This is a genomic window from Mycobacterium sp. NGS50, from assembly GCF_059812545.1.
Genome location: NZ_JCALCW010000016.1, coordinates 71,679 through 94,688 on the forward strand (window position 1 = coordinate 71,679; position 23,010 = coordinate 94,688).

Annotated in this window: 19 protein-coding genes; 9 read left to right on the plus strand and 10 right to left on the minus strand. The window is 68.7% G+C overall.

All coding sequences use genetic code 11. The annotated features are described in order from the left end of the window. The first annotated feature begins 1 nt into the window (after position 1). The 7 genes from AC5Y36_RS13340 to AC5Y36_RS13370 all read left to right on the plus strand — a co-directional run bounded on the left by AC5Y36_RS13340 (position 2) and on the right by AC5Y36_RS13370 (position 7,789). A complete protein-coding gene (locus AC5Y36_RS13340; protein WP_500041437.1) occupies positions 2–1,594 on the plus strand; it encodes an acyl-CoA carboxylase subunit beta in 1,593 nt (530 codons plus the stop codon). Between the two features lie 5 nt (positions 1,595–1,599). Continuing rightward, on the plus strand, positions 1,600–3,585 hold the full coding sequence (locus AC5Y36_RS13345) for an acetyl/propionyl/methylcrotonyl-CoA carboxylase subunit alpha (protein ID WP_500041389.1): 1,986 nt from the start codon (positions 1,600–1,602) through the stop codon (positions 3,583–3,585). Further along, on the plus strand, positions 3,582–4,742 hold the full coding sequence (locus AC5Y36_RS13350; protein ID WP_500041390.1) for an acyl-CoA dehydrogenase family protein: 1,161 nt from the start codon (positions 3,582–3,584) through the stop codon (positions 4,740–4,742). The genes AC5Y36_RS13345 and AC5Y36_RS13350 overlap by 4 nt, the downstream gene beginning before the upstream one ends. 1 nt (position 4,743) lies before the next feature. Further along, on the plus strand, positions 4,744–5,523 hold the full coding sequence (locus AC5Y36_RS13355) for an enoyl-CoA hydratase family protein (RefSeq protein WP_500041391.1): 780 nt from the start codon (positions 4,744–4,746) through the stop codon (positions 5,521–5,523). A 27-nt stretch (positions 5,524–5,550) separates the two neighbouring features. Next, a complete protein-coding gene (locus AC5Y36_RS13360; RefSeq protein WP_500041392.1) occupies positions 5,551–6,144 on the plus strand; it encodes a TetR/AcrR family transcriptional regulator in 594 nt (197 codons plus the stop codon). A gap of 92 nt (positions 6,145–6,236) precedes the next feature. Further along, positions 6,237–6,818 (plus strand): DUF1707 SHOCT-like domain-containing protein, encoded by a 582-nt coding sequence (locus tag AC5Y36_RS13365; protein WP_500041393.1) that lies wholly within the window; start codon positions 6,237–6,239, stop codon positions 6,816–6,818. A 116-nt stretch (positions 6,819–6,934) separates the two neighbouring features. Beyond that, a complete protein-coding gene (locus tag AC5Y36_RS13370) occupies positions 6,935–7,789 on the plus strand; it encodes a type IV toxin-antitoxin system AbiEi family antitoxin (protein WP_500041394.1) in 855 nt (284 codons plus the stop codon). A gap of 68 nt (positions 7,790–7,857) precedes the next feature. Here the strand turns inward: AC5Y36_RS13370 and AC5Y36_RS13375 are convergent, their stop codons facing one another. Together AC5Y36_RS13375 and AC5Y36_RS13380 are read right to left on the minus strand one after the other, a co-directional pair. Next, entirely contained in the window at positions 7,858–9,849 is a 1,992-nt protein-coding gene (locus tag AC5Y36_RS13375; RefSeq protein ID WP_500041438.1) for a VWA domain-containing protein, read from the minus strand. Next, entirely contained in the window at positions 9,842–11,236 is a 1,395-nt protein-coding gene (locus tag AC5Y36_RS13380; RefSeq protein WP_500041395.1) for a sigma 54-interacting transcriptional regulator, read from the minus strand. Before AC5Y36_RS13380 ends, AC5Y36_RS13375 begins: the two co-directional genes overlap by 8 nt. An 80-nt stretch (positions 11,237–11,316) precedes the next feature. On the opposite strand from AC5Y36_RS13380, the gene AC5Y36_RS13385 reads away from it, so the two are divergent. Beyond that, positions 11,317–12,354: an alpha/beta hydrolase gene (locus tag AC5Y36_RS13385; protein ID WP_500041396.1), complete on the plus strand. Its 1,038-nt coding sequence runs from the start codon at positions 11,317–11,319 to the stop codon at positions 12,352–12,354. Here the strand turns inward: AC5Y36_RS13385 and AC5Y36_RS13390 are convergent. From AC5Y36_RS13390 to AC5Y36_RS13415, 6 genes are all read right to left on the minus strand, one after another. Further along, positions 12,351–12,953 carry a TetR/AcrR family transcriptional regulator gene (locus AC5Y36_RS13390; RefSeq protein WP_500041397.1) on the minus strand — a complete coding sequence of 201 codons (603 nt, stop codon included), beginning with the start codon at positions 12,951–12,953 and terminating at the stop codon, positions 12,351–12,353. The genes AC5Y36_RS13385 and AC5Y36_RS13390 overlap by 4 nt on opposite strands. Positions 12,954–12,956: 3 nt before the next feature. Continuing rightward, positions 12,957–14,744, minus strand: a complete 1,788-nt coding sequence (locus AC5Y36_RS13395; protein ID WP_500041398.1) for an N-acyl-D-amino-acid deacylase family protein — start codon at positions 14,742–14,744, stop codon at positions 12,957–12,959. A 62-nt stretch (positions 14,745–14,806) separates the two neighbouring features. Beyond that, the gene (gene purH / locus AC5Y36_RS13400; RefSeq protein WP_500041399.1) at positions 14,807–16,393 is read right to left on the minus strand and encodes a bifunctional phosphoribosylaminoimidazolecarboxamide formyltransferase/IMP cyclohydrolase; all 1,587 of its coding nucleotides are present in this window, start codon (positions 16,391–16,393) and stop codon (positions 14,807–14,809) included. Then, a complete protein-coding gene (gene purN, locus AC5Y36_RS13405; RefSeq protein ID WP_500041400.1) occupies positions 16,390–17,019 on the minus strand; it encodes a phosphoribosylglycinamide formyltransferase in 630 nt (209 codons plus the stop codon). The genes purH and purN overlap by 4 nt, the downstream gene beginning before the upstream one ends. 62 nt (positions 17,020–17,081) lie before the next feature. Further along, positions 17,082–18,437, minus strand: a complete 1,356-nt coding sequence (locus AC5Y36_RS13410; protein WP_500041401.1) for a cell division protein PerM — start codon at positions 18,435–18,437, stop codon at positions 17,082–17,084. 53 nt (positions 18,438–18,490) lie between these two features. After that, on the minus strand, positions 18,491–19,369 hold the full coding sequence (locus tag AC5Y36_RS13415; RefSeq protein WP_500041402.1) for a DUF5336 domain-containing protein: 879 nt from the start codon (positions 19,367–19,369) through the stop codon (positions 18,491–18,493). 176 nt (positions 19,370–19,545) lie between these two features. Here AC5Y36_RS13415 and AC5Y36_RS13420 point away from each other — a divergent pair, with 176 nt between their 5' ends. Next, positions 19,546–20,391, plus strand: a complete 846-nt coding sequence (locus AC5Y36_RS13420) for an LLM class F420-dependent oxidoreductase (protein WP_500041403.1) — start codon at positions 19,546–19,548, stop codon at positions 20,389–20,391. A gap of 90 nt (positions 20,392–20,481) precedes the next feature. Here AC5Y36_RS13420 and AC5Y36_RS13425 read toward each other — a convergent pair whose 3' ends face one another. Then, positions 20,482–22,020, minus strand: a complete 1,539-nt coding sequence (locus AC5Y36_RS13425) for an acetyl-CoA acetyltransferase (RefSeq protein WP_500041404.1) — start codon at positions 22,018–22,020, stop codon at positions 20,482–20,484. A gap of 87 nt (positions 22,021–22,107) precedes the next feature. Further along, positions 22,108–23,010 carry a succinate--CoA ligase subunit alpha gene (sucD, locus tag AC5Y36_RS13430; RefSeq protein WP_500041405.1) on the minus strand — a complete coding sequence of 301 codons (903 nt, stop codon included), beginning with the start codon at positions 23,008–23,010 and terminating at the stop codon, positions 22,108–22,110.

The window sequence follows — 23,010 nt, forward strand, 5'->3', positions numbered from 1 at the left end:
AATCTTGAAATCCGGCCTCGACCCGAACTCCGAGGAATACCGCGCCGCCGCCGAGGCGATGAACACCAAACTCGGTGAACTGGAAGCAGAGCTGGCCAAGACCATCGCCGGCGGCGGGCCGGACAAGGTGGCCCGGCACCGCGAGCGCGGCAAGCTGACGGCGCGCGAACGCATCGAGTTGTTGATCGACGAGGACTCGCCGTTCCTCGAGTTGTGTCCGCTGGCCGCCTACGGCAGCCAGTTCCACGTCGGAGCGTCGACGATCGCCGGCATCGGCATCGTCGAGGGCGTCGAATGCATGATCGTGGCGCCGGACCCCACCGTCAAGGGCGGCACCTCGAACCCCTGGACGCTACGCAAGACGTTGCGCATCAACGACATCGTGCGGGAGAACCGGCTTCCGGTGATCTCGCTGGTGGAATCCGGCGGCGCCGACCTGCCCACCCAGAAGGACGTCTTCGTCCCAGGCGGGCAGATGTTCCGCGACCTCACCAGGGCGTCGGCGGCCGGCATCCCCACCATCGCGCTGGTGTTCGGCAACTCCACCGCCGGCGGCGCCTACATCCCCGGCATGTCCGATCACGTCGTGATGATCAAGGAACGGTCGAAGGTCTTCCTCGGCGGACCGCCGCTGGTCAAGATGGCCACCGGCGAGGAGTCCGATGACGAATCGCTGGGCGGCGCCGAAATGCATGCCCGCACCTCGGGTTTGGCCGACTACTTCGCCGTCGACGAGCAGGACGCGATCCGGATCGGCCGGTTGATCATCAAGCGCCTCAACTGGCGCAAGCACGGGCCGGCGCCGCGGGCCGGGGTGCTCGAGCCGCGCTACAGCTCCGAGGAACTGGTGGGCATCGTGCCGTCGGATCTGAAGATCCCGTTCGATCCACGGGAGGTGATCGCGCGAATCGTCGACGGGTCCGACTTCGACGAGTTCAAGCCGCTCTACGGCGGCAGCCTGGTCACCGGATGGGCGCAGCTGCACGGCTACCCGATCGGCATTCTCGCCAACGCCCGCGGGGTGCTGTTCAGTGAGGAGGCGCAGAAGGCCACCCAGTTCATCCAGCTCGCCAACCGTTACGACACCCCGCTGCTGTTCCTGCACAACACCACCGGCTACATGGTCGGCAAGGAATACGAGCAGGGCGGCATCATCAAACACGGCTCGCTGATGATCAACGCCGTCTCCAATTCGACGGTGCCACACATCTCGCTGGTCATCGGCGCGTCCTACGGGGCCGGGGCGTACGGCATGTCCGGTCGGGCCTACAACCCGCGATTCATGTTCACCTGGCCCAGTTCCAAGTCCGCGGTGATGGGCGGTGCGCAGCTGGCCGGGGTGATCTCGATCGTCGGGAAGGCCGCCGCGCAAGCCCGCGGACAGGCCTGGGACGAAGCCGCCGACGCCGGCATGCGCGCCATGGTGGAGCAGCAGATCGAGAAGGAATCGCTGCCGATGTTCATGTCCGGGATGCTGTATGACGACGGTGTCATCGACCCACGCGACACCCGGACCGTCCTGGGAATGTGCTTGTCCGCCATCGCCACCGAACCGATCAAGGGCGCCGAGCGCTTCGGCGTCTTCAGGATGTGAGTGAAATGCCCATAACCTCAGTCTTGGTCGCCAACCGCGGTGAGATCGCCCGCCGCGTCTTCGCGACCTGTCGCGCCATGGGCATCGGCACCGTCGCGGTGTTCTCCGACGCCGACGCCGACGCACCGCATGTCGCGGCCGCCGACGCCGCGATCCGCCTGCCGGGCAACACCCCCGCCGAAACCTATCTGCGCGGCGAGCTGATCATCGCCGCCGCCCGGGCGGCCGGCGCCGACGCCATCCATCCCGGCTACGGATTCCTCTCGGAGAACGCCGCGTTCGCCAAGGCGGTGCTCGATGCGGGTCTGAGCTGGATCGGTCCGCCGGTCAAGGCGATCGAGCAGATGGGCAGCAAGGTCGAGTCCAAGAAGATGATGGACGCCGCCGGGGTACCGGTGCTGGCCGAACTCGACCCCGCCGAGGTCACCGAAGCGCACCTGCCGGTCCTGATCAAGGCGTCGGCCGGGGGCGGCGGGCGTGGCATGCGGGTGGTTCGCGCGCTCGGTGATCTGGACGAGCAGATCATCGCCGCCCGCCGCGAGGCCGAATCGGCCTTCGGCGACCCGACCGTCTTCTGCGAGCGCTACCTGGAGACCGGCCGCCACATCGAGGTCCAGGTGATGGCCGATACGCACGGCACCGTGTGGCCGGTCGGCGAACGGGAATGCTCGATCCAGCGCCGCCACCAGAAGGTGGTGGAGGAGGCACCGTCGCCGTTGGTCGAGAAGATCGACGGGATGCGTGACCGGCTGTTCGACGCGGCCCGCCTGGCGGCCGAAGCGATCGGCTACGAAGGCGCCGGCACCGTCGAGTTCCTCGCCGACGAAAAGGGCGACTTCTTCTTCCTGGAGATGAACACCCGCCTGCAGGTCGAGCACCCGGTCACCGAATGCACCACCGGCCTCGACCTGGTCCGACTGCAGTTGCAGGTCGCCGCGGGGAGGCCGCTGCCGGCAACGCCGCCCGCGCTGCGCGGACACTCCATCGAGGTCCGCCTGTACGCCGAAGACCCCGCGCACAACTGGCAGCCGCAGAGCGGCACCGTCGAGCACATCGCGATCCCCGATACCACAACGGAATTCGGTGTGCTGGACCGCGACGGGGTACGTCTGGACAGCGGTGTCGTCGACGGGTCGGTGGTCGGGGTGCACTACGACCCGATGCTGGCCAAGGTGATCTCCTACGCCCAGACCCGCGATGAGGCCGCGCATCTGCTGGCAACCGCGTTGCAGCGAGCCAGGATTCACGGCCTGGTCACCAACCGGGATCTGCTGGTGCGGGTTCTGCGGCACCCGGCGTTTCTGGCCGGCGACACCGACACCGCGTTCTTCGACACCCACGGCCTGGATGCGCTGGCCGCCCCGCTGGTCAGCGCCGAGGACGAGGCGGTGTCGATCGCTGCCGCAGCCCTTGCCGACGCTGCGGTCAACCGCTCGTCCGCGCGCGTCGGCGCCGGACTGCCCAGCGGTTGGCGCAACCTACCGTCGCAACCGCAGAGCAAGTCCTACGAAAGCCGGACGACGGGAACACATCACGTCGCCTACCGGATCACCCGCGGCGGTGTCGAGATTGACGGCCTCCCGGGGCTCAGCATCGTCGAGGCGACCCCGCAGCTTGTGGTGGCCGACGTCTCTGGCGTGCGCCGCCGCTTCGCGATCGCCCGCTACGGGGATCTGGTGTGCGTCGACTCCCCGCTCGGGCCGGTCAGCGTGCGGCGGCTGCCGCGCTTCGTCGACCCTGCCGAACATGTCGCGGCCGGGTCGCTGCTGGCGCCGATGCCCGGCACCGTCATCCGCCTGGGTGCCGAGGTCGGCGCCACCGTTGAAGCCGGCCAACCGATCCTGTGGATCGAAGCCATGAAGATGGAGCACAAGATCGTCGCCCCGGCGGCCGGAGTGCTCACCGAACTCGACGTCACCGTCGGCCAGCAGGTCGACGTGGGCGCCGTCCTGGCCGTCGTCGAAAACAGCGCAAATGAGGAGATCCAATGAGCTTCATCGAAACAGCTGAGCAGAAGGAACTGCGCACCGCGGTTGCGGCGCTGACCGAGAAGTACAACTACCGCGATTACGTGCTGCCGAAAGCCCGGATGGGTGAGGCCCTCACCGAACTCTGGGATGAGGCGGGCCAACTCGGCTTCCTCGGCGTCAACCTGCCCGAGGAGTACGGCGGCGGCGGGGCCGGTATCTACGAACTCGCGCTGGTCCAAGAGGAGATGGCCGCCAACGGCGCGGCGCTGTTGCTGGTCGTGGTGTCGCCGGCAATCTGCGGCACCATCATCACCAAGTTCGGCACCGACACCCAAAAGCAGAAGTGGCTGCCGCGGCTGGCCGACGGCTCGACCAAGATGGCGTTCGCGATCACCGAGCCCGACGCCGGGTCCAACTCGCACCAGATCACCACGACCGCGCGCCGCGACGGCGACGACTGGATCATCCGCGGGCAGAAGCACTTCATCTCCGGTGTCGATCAGGCCGAGGCCATTCTGGTGGTGACCCGCACCGAGGACGCCAAGACCGGCAACCTGCGTCCGGCGCTGTTCATCATGCCGACCGACGCCGAGGGCCTGGTGAAAACCCAGCAAGAGATGGACATCATCGAGCCGGATCACCAGTACTCGCTGTTCTTCGACGACGTGCGGTTGCCGGCCGACGCGCTGGTCGGCCGCGAAGACGCCGCGATCGCACAGCTTTTCGCCGGATTGAACCCCGAACGCATTCTCGGTGCGGCCATGGCCGTCGGCATGGGTCGCTATGCGATCGACCGCGCCGTCGAGTACGCCAAGGAACGCGCCGTCTGGAAGACCTCCATCGGTGCCCACCAAGGGATTTCGCATCCGCTCGCTCAGGTCAAGATCGAGCTTGAGCTCGCCAAGGTGATGATGCAGAAGGCCGCGGTGCTCTACGACAGCGGCGACGAGTTCGGTGCGGCCGAAGCCGCCAACATGGCCAAGTACGCCGCCGCCGAAGCCAGCATCAAGGCGCTCGACCAGGCGATCCAGACGCACGGCGGCTCCGGTCTGACCAAGGAGTACGGCCTGGCCTCGATGCTGGCCGCCGCCCGCATCGCCCGCATCGCGCCGGTCAGCCGCGAGATGGTGCTCAACTTCGTCGCCCAGCACAGCCTCGGACTGCCCAAGTCCTACTGAGATGACCGATACCGAAAGCCCGTACGTCCGCTACGACGTCGCGGACGGCTTCGCGACGCTGACACTGGACTCTCCGCACAACCGCAACGCGCTGTCGACGCGGTTGGTCACCGAGCTGCTCGGCGGGCTCGAGCAGGCGGCCGCCGACCCTGCGGTGCGCGGCATCGTCCTGACACACACCGGCAACACGTTCTGCGCCGGCGCCGACCTGTCCGAAGCCAGCAACACCGACCCGGCCAAGGCCGCCGATGACCGGACCCGCTGGATGCTCAACGTGCTGCGGGTGATCGTGGCCACGCCCAAACCGGTTGTCGCCCTGATCGACGGCAATGTGCGGGCCGGCGGCATGGGCATCGTCGCCGCCTGCGACATCGTCGTCGCCGGGCGGGGCAGTTCGTTCGCGCTCACCGAGGCGCGCCTCGGGCTCGCACCGTTCATGATCTCGCTGACGCTGCTGCCGCGGCTGAGCCAGCGGGCGGCGGATCGTTACTACCTGACCGGGGAGACGTTCGACGCCTCCGAGGCCGCCGCGATCGGATTGATCACGGTGGCCGCCGACGATCCCGCTGCCGCGCTGGCCGACATCTGCGCGGCGCTGCGCAAGGGATCCCCGCAGGGCTTGGCGGAGAGCAAGCGGCTGACCACCGCGTCGCTGCTCGCCGAGTTCGACCGCTCCGCCGACGAACTCGCCGCGCGGTCGGCGAGCTTCTTCGGCACCGAGGAAGTGCGCGAGGGCATGATGGCCTTCCTGCAGAAGCGACCGCCCCGCTGGGCGCAGTAGCCCGAGCCGATCAGGGAGGTGCCTAGCGTGACAACGATCCGCGAGCCCAAGCAGGATCGCAGTCGCGCCACGCGCCAGCGTCTGCTGGAGGCGACCATCGAGTGCCTGGCCGAGCTGGGCTGGACGGCGACAACGGTGGCCGTCGTCGCCGAACGCGCCGGGGTGTCCCGCGGTGCGGCCCAGCACCACTTCCCGACCCGCGAGGACCTGTTCCTGGCGGCGCTGGAGTACATGTTCGATTCCCGCATCCTGACCGCCCTCACCCAGGCCGAAGGGGCGCAGAGCACCGAGGCCGTGATCACCGGCCTGCTGGAGTCCTTCGCCAGTCCGTTCTTCAAGGCGGCGCTGCAGGTGTGGACGAACGCGGCCGCCGACCCGGTGCTGCGGGAGCGGATCGTGCCGCTGGAAGCTCGCTTCGGTCGGGTGACGCACCGGGCCACGGTGCGTGCGCTGGGCGTCGACGACAACGACCCGCTGGCCCACCACCTGGTGCAGATCACCCTCGACCTGGCCCGCGGGCTGGGCCTGGCCGACGTGCTGACCGACGACTCGATGCGCCGGCAGGCGATCGCCAAGCAGTGGGCGGCGACATTGGCCACCACGCTGGGGCTGCCGGACTGATCGCGGGTGAGGCTGAGCGGCAGATAACAACGATGCTGCAGTTTTGCCAACCGACGTTGCAGTTCGCTGCACTCGTCGTAGGCTCGTAATTGATGAGCAAGCCAACGCAGCGGGATCGGCCACAGGCGGCCGATACTGACCGCATCCAGATCGCGCAGCTGCTCAGCGACGCCGCCGCCCGTGGCCGGTTACCGATGAGCGAATACGAGGACCGGCTCACCAGGGCGTACGCGGCCCAAACCTACGACGAGTTGGATCGGCTGCGCGCCGACCTGCCCGGCTCGGCGGTGTGCCCCAGCCGCGGCGGCGCCCACCAACCCGCGCCGTCCTCGGTGTTGGTGGCCATCACCAGCGCTTTCGAGCGCCGTGGCCGGTGGAACGTGCCCAAGCGGCTGACCACCTTCTCGCTGTTCGGCGGCGGCGTGATCGATCTGCGCTACGCCGACTTCACCTCCACCGAGGTCGAGATCAACGCGTATTCGATCATGGGCGCGCAGACCATCTTGTTGCCGCCGGAAGTCAACGTCGACATCAAGGGCCGTGGAGTGATGGGCGGCTTCGATCACGAGGTCGAGGGCAAAGGGGTCCCGGGCGCTCCGACCGTCAAGGTGCGCGGGTTCTCGTTGTGGGGCGGCGTGGGCATCAAGCGCAAGAACCGGCGGCGCAAGTCTTAGGCCGAGCAGACGTAAATGTGCCCTAAACCTGCAGGTTTAGGGCACATTTGTGTCTGCTCGGCACCTATCCACAGGGTGACTATCGGTCCGTCGCCACTCGCGCCACCATGCATCGCATGGACCGATTCGCCACCAGGCAACAGCTGCTCGACATCATGGGCGCCAGGGCCCTGGCCAACCATGTGAAATCCGGCCGACTCATCCGGGTCTGGCAAGGGGTCTATTCCTACGGTGAACTCGATCTGCTGGAACGGCTGGCAGCACTGGACCTCACCGCTGGCCAGCCGATGACAGCATGCATGGATACCGCCGCGGCGCTGTATGGATTCGATACCGAAAACGCCGCGCGGCTCCACGTCCTAGACCCCGGTGTACGGATGCGGCCGTCGCGGAATCTCATGGTGCACCAACGGGTAGGCGCACCGCTGCGCCGAGTCGAAGGTCGGCTGGCCACAGCCCCGGCATGGACAGCCATCGAACTCGCGCGGACATTGTGGAGGCCGCGCGCCTTGGCCACGCTGGACGCGGCGCTGCACATCGGTGCTTGTACACCGGGCGAGTTGCAGGCCACCATCCGCGAACACAGGGGCCGCCGCGGCATCGTCAAGGTGCGGGAATTGATCGAGATCGCCGATGGCCGCGCCGAGTCACCCATGGAGAGTGAAGCACGGCTGGTGTTCATCAACGGCGGATTGCCGATGCCGGAGCTGCAATACTGCATCGTCGATCGCTACGGCAAGCTGTGGCGGGTCGACTTCGCTTGGCCGGAGGCGATGTTGGTAGCCGAATACGACAGCGTGGACTGGCATGTCGGCCCCGACGCCGTGATCCACGATCGTCTGAAAATCGCCCGACTCCTCGAACGCGGATGGACGACACTGCCGATGACCGTCGAGGACATCCGTGGCAACCCAACCGGCTTGGTCGCTCGCATCGATACCCTGCTGTCGCAGGCGCGCATGGCGTCCTAGCTCCTTGGTGAGCAGACGCAAATGTGCCCTAAAACCGCGGTTTTAGGGCACATTTGCGTCTGCTCGGCCTAAGGCGACCGGCGGCGCCGTGAGCCCAGATAGTCGCCGACCACGGCGGCCCCCAGGCCGTCCAGATCCGGAACCACAACCCGACCTCCGACGCGGCGGGCGACCTGGTCGATGAAGCGGGCCAGCCCAGGGTCATCACCCAGCCGGAAGATCGTCACCTGCGCGCCCAGCCGCGCCACGTCATCGAAGCCGCGCACCGTGTGCGCGATCGTGCGCGGGTGCGGCGGGTAGTCAAAGAACACCCCCGGGCCGCTGTCGCCGTCGCTGTCCTCCAGGTGTGCGGTCGGCTCCCCGTCGGTGACGATCAGCACCACCGGCTGGGCATTGGGGTGCCGGCGCAGATGACGCCCCGCCAACGCCAGCGCATGATGCAGGTTGGTGCCCTGCTCGTAGACGCCCTCCAAACCCATCAGCTCGGCCGGTGTCACGGTGCGTGCGTACCGGCCGAACGCGACGATCTGCAACGCATCCGACCGGAACCGGGTGCTGACCAGATGGTTCAACGCCAGCGCGGTGCGCTTCATCGGCAGCCACCGATTCTCCATCACCATCGAGAACGAGGTGTCGACCAGCAGCGAAACCGCGGCCTGGGTGCGGGTTTCGGTTTCGGAGACCTCGACATCGTCGACGCTGATCCGAATCGGACCACTGGCCTGGTCCAGCCGTGCGGTTCCCGCGTGACGCAGCACCGCGTTGGTCAGTGTCCGGGTCACGTTCCAGGGTTCGGTGTCGCCGAACTGCCAGGGCCGGGTCGCACCGGTCAACTCGCCGGCCGCCCCGGCGCGACGGTGGTCGCGTTCGCCGCGCTTGCCGGACAGCTGTTGGGCCACATCGCGCAGCGCCGTCTGGCCCAGCTGCCGCATCGCCTTGGGCGACAGGCGCCACTGGCCGTCGGAGCTGCGGTCCAGGAATCCCTGGTTGAGCAGGGCGCGTTCCAGCTCAGCCAGGGTGCGGGCGTCGATGGCGGCCTGATCGCCGAGTTGGCGGGCCAGCGCATCGAGGTCCACGTCGTCCATGCTCGCACCGGGGTAGCTCTGTGCCAGCTGCTCGGCCAACTGCTCCAGCTCACCGATGTCGGCCAGCGCCTGCGCGCCCTCCCCCATCCCCAGCGGGTTGTCCCCGGAGAACTCCGAGGAGCCGGTCCAGTCCTCACCGGGACGAGCCGCCTGCAAATGCATGTCGAGCCGCGACAGCGCCTGCTGCAGCGCCGGTGATCCGAATGCCTGCTGCGCCAGCGCATCCAGCTCCGCTCGCTGCTCGGCGGACAGGCTGTTGCGGAACCGCTGCGCGGCGGCAGCCCGCTTGGCCAGCGAATCCAGCAGCTCGTCGACGTTGCGCGGGTTCTCCGGGAAGAATTCGCCGTGCTTGTCCATGAAGTCCTGAAAATCCTGCGGGGTATCCTCACCGCGGGAATGCTTGTCCAGCAGGTCGTTGAGGTCGTCCAGCATGTCGGCCACCCGCTGGCGATCCTCGTCGGTCGCGCCCTCCAACGCCTGCTTCATGCCCGCGAAGCGCTGATCGAGCATCTCCCGGCCGAGTAGATCCTTGATCTCCTCGTACTTTTGCCGCGCTTCCGCGGACCGCCACTGGTATTCGGAGAGTTCGTGCACGGCTTTTGCCGGCGAGGACGGCAGCGCCTCCAACTGCAGTTCGGAGAACCGGGCGTCGTCGTCGAGGGCACGCGCCAGCTCTTTGCGCTCGGCCAGCACGGCCTCGTCGAGCAGGCGTTTGATGTCGGCCAGCGTGCCGTCCAAATTGTTGCGGCGCAGCAGCTCTCGCCGCCGCCGGTTGGCTTCGGCGGCCAGCCGGTCGGCGCCCGGCGTCGTCTTGGTGCCGCGCCGCAGCAGTTCCTGCAGCGCCCGGTGCGGTGAGGTGCCGTCCATCACGTCGCGCCCGATCTGCTCCAGCGCCTCACGCAGATCGACCGGCGGAGCCAGCGGGTCCGGCCCCCCGGTGTACGCCGAATACCGTGATGAATGCCTTTTAGCCATATACGGTTTCGCCATCCTGGGATGATTTGTCCACCCGCTTGGCCAGATACAGCGCCTCCAGGGCCAGTTCCAGGGCAGCGGCCCGCTCACCGTCGGATTCCGCGCCCAACCGGGCGGCGATCTCGTCGACGATCGGCAACTCGGGCAGCGCGGCCAGCACATCTTTGGCCGACACCCGCTCCCCTGTGGTGACCGCCGCGCCCCGCTCCACCGCTGACACCAACGACCCGACGTCCAAACCGCCCAGCACGTGCGATGCCGTGTCGGCGGTAGCGCGGCGCAGCAGATGTTCGAGCACCGCCTGCTCGCGGCCCTCCTCGCCGGATTCGAATTCCAGCTTGCCGCGCAGCACGTCGATGATGGTGCCCAGGTCGACGACGCGGGCCACCGGGTCGGTCTCGCCGAGCACCGCGCCGCGGTGCCGCGCCGACGCCGCCACCGTTTCGGCCGCGGCGATGGCGAACCGGGCCGACACCCCGGAGCGCTGGTCGATGGACCGCGACTCGCGCAGGTAGCGGGCGAAGCGGGCCATCACCGCCAGCAGGTAGCCGGGCACCTGCGCGCTCAGGTGTGCCTCCTGAACGATCACACCCACCTCGGCGTCGAGCTCCAGCGGATAGTGGGTGCGGATCTCGGCGCCGAACCGGTCCTTGAGCGGGGTGATGATGCGGCCCCGGTTGGTGTAGTCCTCCGGGTTGGCGCTGGCCACCACCAGCACGTCCAGCGGCAGGCGCAAGGTGTAGCCGCGCACCTGGATGTCGCGTTCCTCCATCACGTTGAGCATCGACACCTGGATACGCTCGGCCAGGTCGGGCAGCTCGTTGACGGCGACGATGCCGCGGTGCGCCCGCGGGATCAGACCGTAGGCGATGGTTTCGGGGTCGCCCAGGCTTCGGCCCTCGGCGACCTTGATCGGGTCGATGTCGCCGACCAGGTCGGCCACCGACGTGTCCGGGGTGGCCAGTTTCTCGGTGTAGCGCTCGCTGCGGTGCCGCCACGTCACCGGCAGGTCGTCGCCGAGGTCAGCGGCCCGCCGGATCGACTCGGGGGTGATCGGCGAATACGGGTGTTCGCCGAGCTCAGCACCGGCGATCACCGGGGTCCACTCGTCGAGCAGCCCGGTCAGCGCCCGCAGCAGCCGCGTCTTGCCCTGACCGCGTTCGCCGAGCAACACGATGTCGTGGCCGGCGATCAGCGCCCGCTCCAGCTGCGGCAGCACGGTGTCGTCAAAGCCCAGGATGCCGGGCCAGATCGCGTCGCCCTCCGCCCCTTCGGCCAGTCGCGCCAGCAGGTTCTCGGCGATTTCCTGTCGGACCCCCCGCTCACGGTGGCCGGCGGCGCGCAATTCGCCGAGGGTACGGGGCAAGGTGTTCGGTGCAGTCACCACTCCACGCTACGACGGCACAGCGATGTGCGTCACGGTGTCCACGTTCCCGCATCCCCCGACTACCCGATACCCTGGGTACCGTGAACCCTCCCGAATGGCGCGATCGACCGGCGGAGACGTATTTCGGCCCGGCCAGCTGGCAGGCTCGGCTGCTCGGCTTGGCGGCACTGGTCTTCCTGCGCACCTCGATCGCCGTGCTGACGGTCATCGGCATGGTCATGAACCGGATCTGGCCCGCCGGGATGCAGCGGGCGCGCCTGGATCTCATCGACCAACCGATGCGCTACATCCGCGCGCTGCCGGGCACCGAGGTGACGCCGCTGCGGCTGACCGACTGCCCCGCGGAGTGGGTGGTGGCCCCGGTCGCCCGGGACTCGGATCGGGTGATCGTCTACTTCCACGGCTCGGCGCTGGTGACGCTGGGCCTCAATTCGCACCGCCGCTTTGCCAGCAAGCTCTCCGCGGCCACCGGTGCCAAGGTGTTCAACGTCGGCTACCGCTTGGCGCCGCTGGCCGGCATCGAAGAGGCGGTCGCCGACGGACTGTGCGCCTACCGGACGGTGCTGGAGGCCGGATTCACCGCGGATCGCATTGTGTTTGCCGGTGATTCGGCCGGTGGACTGATGGCGGCCAACACCGCGGTAGCGGCGCGCGACGCCGGCCTGCCCGCACCCGCCGGTCAGGTGCTGATGTCGGCGTTGACGTCGTCGGACATGGAGATCAAACGACAGGCCGCGCGCACCCACCGCGACCCGTTCTTCCCGTTCATGGCGTTCATGTTCCTCTACCGGGTCTACGCGACCGTCAACGGAACCCGCGAGCTGCCGGTGATGCCCCCAGAGGCTGAACTGCGCGGCCTGGGCCCGTTCCTGCTGCAGGTCGGCAACAACGAGATGCTGCGCAACGACACCTTCGTGCTGGCCGAAAAGCTCACCGCCGCCCATGTGCCGAACTGGGTTCAGATCTGGGACCGGGCGTTGCACATGTTCCAGCTCACCTTCGACTTCAACCCGGATGCCCGACGGGCCGTCGACGAGATCGCCGACTTCGTCGACTACGCCACGGCCCGCGCCACAACGGGTGTTGATGCCATGCACACCACCGACGAGAGCGCCTAGGGTGTCCGGCTCTGCGACCAATCCTCAAACAGCTTCAGCAGCAACGGAATGCGATTAGCCTCAATCTCGGGCTGAGGCAGCACCGTCCGCACGATCGCAGCGCCGTCGAAGGTGTTGGTCAGCAGCGCAACCACGTTGGGGAACAGTTCCTCGGGAAATGCGTCAGCACCGGGAAATCCACGGGCGGTGTCGTAGATCTTCGCACCGTATTCGTCCAACACCTCGGACAGCGTGGTCCGCAGCTTCTCGTCGGTGCGTGCGGCGATCAGCAACTCATAGACCACCGCGTTGTTGGAGTTTGCCGTCAGATCGCGCAACAAGGTCAACACCTTCTCCAGCGCCGAGTCGTTGACCGGGATCTCCGCCACTTGCTTGCCGATCAGCTCCAGCTGACGGCGCAGCACCTCGCGACCGGTGGCCGCCATGAAATCACCCATGGTGCCGAAGTGGCGGAACAACGCCCCGTCGGAGACCCCGGCACGCGAGGCGATCACCTTGGCCGACGCCCGGGCGTAGCCGATCTCGGCGATGGTGGCAATGCTGGCGTCGAGCAATCCGGCGACGGTGGTCTCGCGGCGCTCTTGCTGGGTTCTGGCCATGCGCTAGACCGATTGCAGCTCGAGGGATCCGGCGCGCAGGAAGCGGCCGGACTTCACGGTCGTGCCGTATCCCTCACGGAATTGGCCGTTGCGGAACACCACGGCGCCGCCCACCCCGGTCGCGACCACGGCATCGTCGTTCCGGTTGACCATCCTGCTCAGGCCGCCGTAGAACGGGACCTTCTCCTCGTGGTAGCCGTCCACCGCGTCGTTGAGGCCGGCCGGGTCGATCACCACGAAGTCGGCGCGGTCGCCTTGGCGCAGGGTGCCGGCGTCGAAGCCGAACCAGTCGGCGACCTCGGCGGTCAGGCGGTACACCGCCCGTTCGACGGTGAGGAACGGCTGCCCTGCCAGCTCGGCGTCACGCACCCGCTTGAGCAGCCGCAGCGAGAAGTTGTAGAACGCCATATTCCGCAGGTGCGCACCGGCGTCGGAGAAGCCCATGTGGATGACGGGCTCGGCGGCCAGCTTGTTGAGCTGGCGGGGCCGGTGGTTGGCCACGATGGTGGTCCAGCGGACGTTGCGCTCGCCGTTCTCCACCAGGACATCGAGGAACGCGTCAAGCGGATGCAGCTTGCGCTCGTCGGCGATCTGCCCGAAGCTCTTGCCGATCAGGCTCGCATCCGGGCATTCCACGATGACCGCGTCGTGGAAGTCGCGGTGCCACAGCGTCGGGCCCAGCTTCTTGCGGTCGAACGACTTGCGGAACCGGCGCCGGTATTCGGTGTCGGCCAGCAACGCGTTGCGTTCCAACTGTTCCCGCAGATGCAGCGCCGCCGTCCCGGCGCCGAACTCCTCGAACACCGGCAGATCGATTCCGTCGGAATACAATTCGAACGGCACCGGCAGATGTTGGAACCGCACCGAGGAGCCCAGAACGGCGTTGAGCAGCCGGGCAGCCGGGCCGAAGACGTGCACCGCACCCGGCGACGACTTGGCGTCGGCGGAAACCAGCAGACTCATCCGCACGCCGCGCCGGCGGCCGAACATACCGCTGCTGGTCAAAAAGAAGTTCAGCGCTGTCAACGGTTTACGGACGTTGGGCGCGCTCTGCAGCATCCGGCCACGCTTGCGCAGGACTTTGATCAGGCGACGCCGCTCCCGCCAGGTCGCGAACGTCGAGGGCAGCGCCCGCGACCGGAACCGGTCGCCGTCGAGTTTGTCGATCGCCGCGTCCATCCCCGACATACCGAGCAGTCCGGCGTCCAGGCCCTCGTCGAGCATCGCCGCCATCTTGTCCAACTCGGCGTCGGTGGGGACCACCCCGTCGGTGGTGGCGCGGTCCAGCCCGAGCACCGCGGTCCGTAGGTCCGAATGGCCCAGCATCGACCCGACATTGGGCCCCAGCGGCAACGCGTCGAGGGCACGGACGTACTCCGCCGGCGTCGTCCAGCTCTTCTTGGCCTCCAGTGCCCCCAGCACGAATTCTCGCGGCACCGCCTCCACCCGGCTGAACAGGTCGGCGGCGTCCTCGGTGTCGGCGTACACCGTCGACAGCGAACAGTTGCCCAGCAGGACCGTGGTGACGCCGTGGCGCACCGACTCCCGCAGGCCGGGGTCGAGCAGCACCTCGGCGTCGTAGTGGGTGTGCACGTCGATGAAGCCCGGCACCACCCATTTGCCTGCGGCGTCGATCACGTCCGGACAGTCCGCCTCGTCGAGTGCACCACCGGTGGCCTCGCAGACGACGTCGGCGACGACGCCGTCGCGAATGCCCAGCGTGCGGACCTGCGGGGGGTTGCCCAGGCCGTCGAACCACAGGCCGTTGCGGATGATGACGTCGTAGGGCATGGCCCCTCCTAACTCCGAGCTTGAGTTAGATAGTGAGCGCCTGCAATCTTTTTGTCAAGGGTTCAGTGCGCGAAGTGCCGCGCCCCGGTCAGATACAGCGTGACGCCGGCTTCAGCGGCGGCCGCGGTCACCTCGTCGTCGCGGACCGAGCCGCCCGGATGAACGATCGCGGTGACTCCGGCCGCGGTCAGCGTCTGCAGCCCGTCGGGGAACGGGAAGAACGCGTCGGATGCCGCGACGGCCCCGCGCACCCGATCACCCCCGCGCTCGACGGCCAGCCGGGCGGCGTCGACCCGGTTGACCTGCCCCATGCCCACCCCGATGGTGGCGCCGTCGGCCGCCACGACGATGGCGTTCGACTTGACCGCACGGCAGGCCCGCCAGGCGAACACCAGATCGGCCAGTGTGGCGGCATCGGCCGGCGATCCGGTGGCCAGCGTCCAGTTCGCCGGATTGTCGCCGGCGGCGTCCAGGCCGTCGCGGCTCTGCATCAGCAGGCCGCCGCTGACCTGATGTAGCTCAAGGCCGCCGCGCTGGGGGTACCGCCCGCTTGCGGGGGACGGCTCGGAGGCCACCAGCACCCGGATGTTCTTCTTGGCGCGCAGCACCTCCACGGCGCCCGGCGCGTACGCGGGCGCAACGACGACCTCGGTGAAGATGGTGCTGACGTACTCCGCCATCTCCACGCTGACTTCGGTGTTGGTCGCGATCACCCCGCCGAACGCGGACAGCGGGTCGCAGGCGTGCGCCTTGCGGTGTGCGTCGGCCACCGACGTCGAGGAGATAGCGATCCCGCAGGGGTTGGCGTGCTTGATGATCGCCACGCAGATCTCTTCATGATCAAAAGCTGCCCGCCAGGCCGCATCCGCATCGGTGAAGTTGTTGTAGGACATCTCTTTTCCGTGCAGCTGTTCGGCCTGGGCCAGGCCCGGCCACGCACTGGCGTCGCTGTACAGCGCGGCCTGCTGGTGCGGGTTCTCGCCGTAGCGCAGCAGCGCGGAGCGCTGATAGGTCCCGCCGAACCACTCGGGCAGCGGCGCCGGCGGGACCTCGGGAGCCAGGGTCGAGCCCATCCAGCCGGCAACCGCGACGTCGTACTCGGCGGTGTGACGAAATGCCAGTGCTGCCAGTCGTTTCCGCTCTTCAAGAGTGAAGCCGCCGGCGCTGACCGCGGCCAGCACCCCGTCGTATCCGCGCGGGTCGACCACAACAGCGACGCTGGGATGGTTCTTGGCCGCCGCGCGCACCATCGACGGCCCGCCGATGTCGATCTGCTCGACGCACTCATCGACGCCGGCACCGCTTTGCACGGTCTGGGTGAACGGATACAGGTTGACCACCACGAGCTCGAAGGCGGCGATGCCGAGTTCCTCCAAGGCGGCCGCATGCTCTGGTTTGCGCAGGTCGGCCAGCAGTCCGGCGTGCACCCGCGGGTGCAGCGTCTTGACCCGACCGTCGAGCACCTCGGGGAAGCCGGTCACCTCGTCCACCGGCGTCACCGGGATGCCCTTGTCGGCAATGGTTTTCGCGGTGGAGCCGGTCGACACGATCTCCACGCCCGCCGCGTTGAGGCCGCGGGCCAACTCGACCAGCCCGGTCTTGTCGTACACGCTGATCAGTGCGCGGCGAATCGGCCTTTGCTGGGTCATCCTATGGTTGCCTTTCGTCCGATACAGGTCAGTCCGCCGGTTGCCATGTCGGCCACCACCTCGGCCAGTAGTCGTCGCTCGACGACCTTGATCCGCTCATGCAGGGTGGCTTCGTCGTCGTCGTCGAACACCGGGACGGGTTGCTGCGCCAGCACCGGCCCGGTGTCGGTCCCGCCATCCACCACATGCACCGTGCACCCGGTCACCTTCACCCCGTACGCCAGGGCGTCACGCACTCCGTGGGCGCCCGGAAAGGACGGCAGCAGCGCCGGATGGGTGTTCAGCACCCGGCCGGGGAAGCGGGAGAGGAACTGCGAACCAAGGATTTTCATGAACCCGGCGGAGACGATGAAGTCCGGGGCATGCGCGGCGGTGGCCTCGGTGATCGCCGCGTCCCAGGCGCTGCGGTCGGGGTGGTCGCCGAGCCGGACGGTGAACGTCGGCAGCCCGGCGGCCACGGCGACCTCGGTCGCCCGGCAGCTGCGGTCCACGCCGACGGCGACCACCCGTGCCGGGTAGTCACCGGTGGCGGCCTCCAGCAATGACTCCAGCAGCGAGCCCGTTCCGGAGGCCAAGACGACCAGCCGGGCCGGTGCGCTGGGCGGCACGCGGAGGGTTTTAAGCACGTCGAGAGCCTAGCTGGGCGGGGATCACCGGACCGCACCGAGCCGGGGTGTCGGGCGCAGGCTCAGTGGTCGCCGGGGCGGTCGTCGTCGGTGAACATCTCGTCCTCGGGATCACCGAACGGCCCGGGGTCACCAACCGGCTCGGGCGGCCCCGACTCCGGCTCGGGCGCCGCCGGCTCCGGGTCGGCCACCGGGGTGGCCGCCTCGATCTGCAAGCGTTCCGCGTCCTTGTCCGCGGGCACCGGAGGCTGCGGGGTCTCGGGCTCGGCGGTCACAACCGGTTTGCGCCGGCGCCGGATCCCGCCGGACATCACCACGGTGAGCGCGCCGAGGACGGCGAACCAGCCGAACACCGCGGCACCGAAGGTGGCATGGTCCACGCCGACGTCACCGAAGTTGCCCAACCGACCGCCGGCCGCGTAGCCGAGCAGCGCCATCACCAGCGCCGATCCCAGCGCCGCGACCAGCACCTTGGCCATCGCCGGAAGCAGTGGCAGCGGGCGGCGGGCGCACTGCTGACCGACCGCCACCGCCGAGGACGCACCGATGATCAGCCAGGCGACCCACACCGGGCCCAGCGGCGGCGTCGGCGCGGCGGCCAGGATCGGCAACGCCGGAATGTCGCCGCCCAACACCGTGAACGAACTGAAGGTCGCGAACCCGATGTGCGCGCTGGAACCCACCGCGACCGCCGCCGCGCCGACGATCACGTTGGGCGCGTACAGCACCGACAGCACGGTCAGGCTGAACTGGCCGAACAGTGAGTCGGTGATCTCGTAGAGCTGGTGCATGGTCGCCCAGTGCACCACCAGCGAGCCCGCGGTCACCGCGCTGGACAACCCGATCAGCGCCAGCACCCCGGCGGTGGCGGCCCGCAGCGCGTCGCCCAACCAGTTCGGCAGCACCGAAGCCGCCAGCACCCGGCGGCCCACCTGCGAGCCTACGCCCCATGCCGCGCCGATCAGGTGGACCACCAGCACGCTGGTGAACGCCCGCAGCGCGCTGGGCGTCTGCAGCTCGGTCAGTACCGAGGCCGCGTCGTGGATGACGGCGAGGGCGATGGCTGCCACCAGCAGCGGCCCGCCCAGCGCGGATGCCACGATCCAGCGCAGCACGAACCAGGACTGGTGGCCCGCGGTCGCCTGCGCGGTGGTGCGCGCGGTGCCCCACACCATCAGCAGCACCGGCAGCAGGGGCATCACACCCAGGTCGCGGCCGCTGATCGAGATCGGCACGTCGTGCACACCGAGCCACATGCTGGCGACGGCGCCCAGCGCCCCGGTCATGTCACTGTTGGCGATCAGCAGCTCTACCAGGGTCACCGCGGCGATGACGACCAGCGCGACCAGCGCCGGGCCGAACGCGACTCGTAATAGGTCACGCGCCTGACGGGTGCCCGCTGCGCGACTGTCCTGCACCAATGCTCGCTCTTCGCCCGCGCACCGCACTCAGCCGGTGCGCGGGCGCTCTCTTAGAGCTGCTGGGGTCCCGACGGGGCCTGCTGGCCCTGACCGCCGTACTCCTGACCGCCGTACTGCTGGCCGGGCGCGGAGCTCGGAGCGCTCGGCGCCTGCCCGCCGGCAGGCGGCTGGCCGAAGCTGGGGAACCCGGTCGGCGGGGTGGACGGCGACTGGTGCTGTCCCGGCTGAATCTGTTGAGTCGGCTGCGAGGCGTTGAAGCCGCCGGTCGACGGACCGGACTGCGCCGCCGGTGCTTGCTGACCCTGCTGGGCGCCGAATCCGCCGGTCGACGGGGTCGACGAGTAGCCGCCGTACGACGGGTAGCCGCCCTGCTGGCCGCCGGCCTGGCCGTAGTAGCCGCCCGGCGGGAGGCCGTACTGCGCGAACTGGTCGTACTTGGGCTTGGGGGCCGGCGCGGTGATCACGCCCGCCTCCAGCAGCAACGCGCCGACCGCGGCGACGGCCTGCAGCAGGGTGAACACCAGCACCAGCCACAGCCCCCACCCGATCGAGGCCTGCTCGGGTGCACCGAACAGGTCGGCGATCGTCAGCAGCAGGCCCACCACGGCGATCACCGCGACGACCGGCGTGTAGGTCTTCGCCTTGGGCAGCAGACCCACCCCGGCCAGCAGCGCCGCCACCAGCGCCGCAGCACTGACCATGCCGTTGCCGCTGGAGTGGAAGGCCCCCATCGGGCCGTCGGTTTCGTACATCGGGCCGAAGCTGCCCAGGTACGCCACCAGGCCCAGCGCCGCCACCGCAATGGACAGGTACACCGGCAGCTTGCTCGGCCCCTCCTCAGCCGGGCCAGCCGACGGCGCCGACGACCCGTAGGCCCCGGACGGCTGCTGTGCGGGCGGATATCCGGAACTTGCCGGCGGGTAAGTCATTGCTTCTCCTGTTACTTCCAGTGGCTAGGGGCGGCGGCGCGGCCATTGCACCGCTGTTCGACCACCTACGCTAGCGCACTCCGGCGAAGGCGGGATGCGGCGATCCGTCGGCCGCCCTGGCACGTTTGGGCACCCCGCGGTTGCCAGCAGAACTGGAACACGTTCTAATTCGTGATATGGATTACGGTCTCGTTCTGTTCACCAGCGATCGGGGCATCGCCCCCGCGGCGGCCGCCAAGCTCGCCGACGAGCACGGGTTTCACACCTTCTACGTGCCCGAACACACCCACATTCCGGTCAAGCGCCAGGCGGCGCATCCGACCACCGGCGACGAGACCCTGCCCGACGACCGCTATATGCGCACCCTGGACCCGTGGGTGAGCCTGGGCGCGGCGTGCGCGGTGACCTCCCGGGTGCGGCTGTCCACCGCGGTGGCGCTGCCCGTCGAGCACGATCCGATCACCCTGGCGAAATCCATCGCCACCCTGGACCACCTGTCCGGTGGCCGGGTGAGCCTGGGTGTGGGGTTCGGGTGGAACACCGACGAGCTCACCGACCACGGGGTGCCGCCGGGGCGCCGGCGCACCATGCTGCGGGAGTACCTGGAGGCCATGCGGGCGCTGTGGACCCAGGAGGAGGCCGAATACGACGGCGAGTTCGTCAAGTTCGGGCCGAGCTGGGCCTGGCCCAAGCCGGTGCAGTCGCACATCCCGGTGCTGGTCGGGGCGGCCGGTACGGAGAAGAACTTCAAGTGGATCGCCCGCAGCGCCGACGGCTGGATCACCACGCCGCGCGACTTCGACATCGATGAGCCGGTGAAACTGCTGCAGGACACCTGGGCGGCGGCGGGTCGCGACGGTGCGCCGCAGATCGTGGCGCTGGACTTCAAGCCGGTGCCCGAGAAGCTGGCGCACTGGGCGGAGCTGGGGGTCACCGAGGTGCTGTTCGGTCTGCCGGATCGCGCCGAGGACGAGGTGGCCGCCTACGTGGAACGGTTGGCCGGCAAGCTCGGCCTGTCCTGACCCCATCTGGCCGCGAGCGTGCGCAGTTGCACGCCAGAACGCCTCAGAATTGGCATTCTGCGCACGCTCGCGCCAAGAACTAAAGCCCCGTCAGGCCGGCGAGCAGCGGTTGCCGTAGTCGAACGCCTGCACCATCACCGGCGTGCCCAGCGGGTCGCCGTCGGACAGCAACGCGACCAGATCCTCGTCTTCGGTGGTGGCCAGGAACCGGCTGCCGTCGGCGTCCAGCCGGCCGATGATGATGCCGGTGCGCGTCGGCCAGTCGTAGCGGACGCTGTAAGTCTCGACGTTGCCCGGCCCCTCGGCGTGCTCGGTGACCGCGACCCTGGGCAGCCCGTCGGCGTCGTCCTGCAGCGCGGCGCAGTTGTCGGCCTTCCAGTCGACCGGCGTCGTCGAATACACCCCGACCGAGTACTTGCTCTGCATGCCGCCGTTGGCGCCGACCAGGGTGAACTGCCCCGGGTCGCGGCGCGCTGCGGCGACCGCCTCGGCGATGGCGTGCATCGAGTAGTTGTTGCCGGCACCGCCGAAGAACGGCAGCCCGCCGGTCAGCGTCAGGCCGCGCGGATCGTCGGCGGTCAACCCGAATGCGTCGCAGATGTTGAACACCGGCACCGGGAAACAGCTGTAGAGGTCCATGGCCGCGACGTCGTCCAGGCCGATGCCGGCCACCGCGAGCGCCTCGTTGACCGCGGTCACCGCGGCGGGGTAGGCCCCCAGGTCGGGGCGTTCCAGCAGGCGCTGCTCGCGCATGTCGGCGTGGCCGTGCAGAAACACCCAGCGGTCTTCGGGTACACCCAGCCGCCGGGCCGCCTCGACCGACATCACCAATGCGGCCGCGCCCTGGTTGACCTGGTCGCGGGCCACCAGCAGCCGCGGGTACGGGTCACAGATCATCCGGTTGTCGACGCTGACGGTGGTCAGCTCGTCGACCGAGCGTTCCACCGGTGACGCCGAGAGCGGGTTCTTGGCGGCGATCTTGGTGAACGGGGCGAACAGCTCCCCCATCGCCTGCAGATAGTCGGCGGTGCCCAACCCCAGCCGGGCCCGGCGGGCGTTCTCCAGCAGTCCGTACTGCACCGGCGCCCCGGTCAGCCCGTGGATGACGGTGTAGCGCTCGACGAACTCCTCCAGCCCGTGACCGCGGTCCTCCAGCTGCCCGTCGACGGTCTCGGTGAAATCCGGCTTGTCCGCGTCGTTCTCGGCTTTGCTGAATCGGCGCAGCGTCGAGGTCGCGTCGGACCCGCACAGCAGCACCACGTCGGCGTCCCCGGCGCGGATGGCGCCGGCGAACTCGGTGAGCAGCTTCTGCGGCCCTTGGCCGCCGACCTTGTCCAGCACCGCCCGCGCCGGGTCCGCGCCGATGCGACCCGCCACGGATCGCGGGAAGTTGTTCGACTTGCCCAGTGGCGCCGGGGCTTTGGGAACCGAGTTCTCGAACTGCCGGGTTGCCACCACCGTGTCGATGGCTTTGGCGATCTGTGCTGCGTCGCCCCCGGTGTCGGCCAGGGCGGCCAGCGCCGCGTCGGCGGCCAGCTGCACCGGCGACATGGCGCGATAGCCGGCGTCGTCGATGCGTTCAGCGGCCTGCCCGACGCCGACGACAACGGGTGTGCGCGGGTCGATCACGGGGTCACCCTTCTAGGGCGAGCAGACGCAAATGTGCCCTATTTCAGGGCGAAAAGGGCACATTTGCGTCTGCTCGGCGGAAAACTGCTACAGGCTTTCCAGGATCTGGCGAGCCAGCGCGGCGGTTTCCGACGGCGTCTTGCCGACCTTCACACCGGCGGCCTCCAGAGCCTCCTTCTTGGCGGCGGCGGTGCCCGACGAACCGGACACGATCGCACCGGCGTGGCCCATCGTCTTGCCCTCGGGCGCGGTGAACCCGGCCACGTAGCCGACAACCGGCTTGGACACGTTGGCCTTGATGTAGTCGGCGGCCCGCTCCTCGGCGTCCCCGCCGATCTCACCGATCATCACGATGACCTTGGTGGCCGGGTCCTTCTCGAACGCCTCGATCGCGTCGATGTGGGTGGTGCCGATCACCGGGTCGCCACCGATGCCGATCGCGGTGGAGAACCCGAAATCGCGCAACTCGTACATCATCTGGTAGGTCAGCGTGCCGGACTTGGAGACCAGACCGACCGGACCCGTACCGGTGATGTTGGCCGGGGTGATCCCGACCAGGGACTCGCCCGGAGTGATGATGCCCGGGCAGTTGGGCCCGATGATGCGGGTCTTGTTGCCCTTCTCCACGTTGTACGCCCAGGCAAACGCGCTGTCCTGCACCGGGATGCCCTCGGTGATGACGACCAGCAGCGGGATCTCGGCGTCGATGGCCTCGATCATGGCGTCCTTGGCGAACTTCGGCGGGACGAAGGCGATCGACACGTCCGCGCCGGTCTGCTCCATGGCCTCGGCCACGCTGCCGAACACCGGCAGCTTGACCATCCGGCCGCCCTTGTCCTCATGGGTGACCGTGGTGCCCGCCTTGCGTGCGTTGACGCCGCCGACGATCTGGGTCCCGGCCCGGAGCATGCGGGCGGTGTGGATGGTGGCCTCGCTGCCGGTGATGCCCTGGACGATGACCTTGGAGTCCTTGTTGATGAAGATCGACAT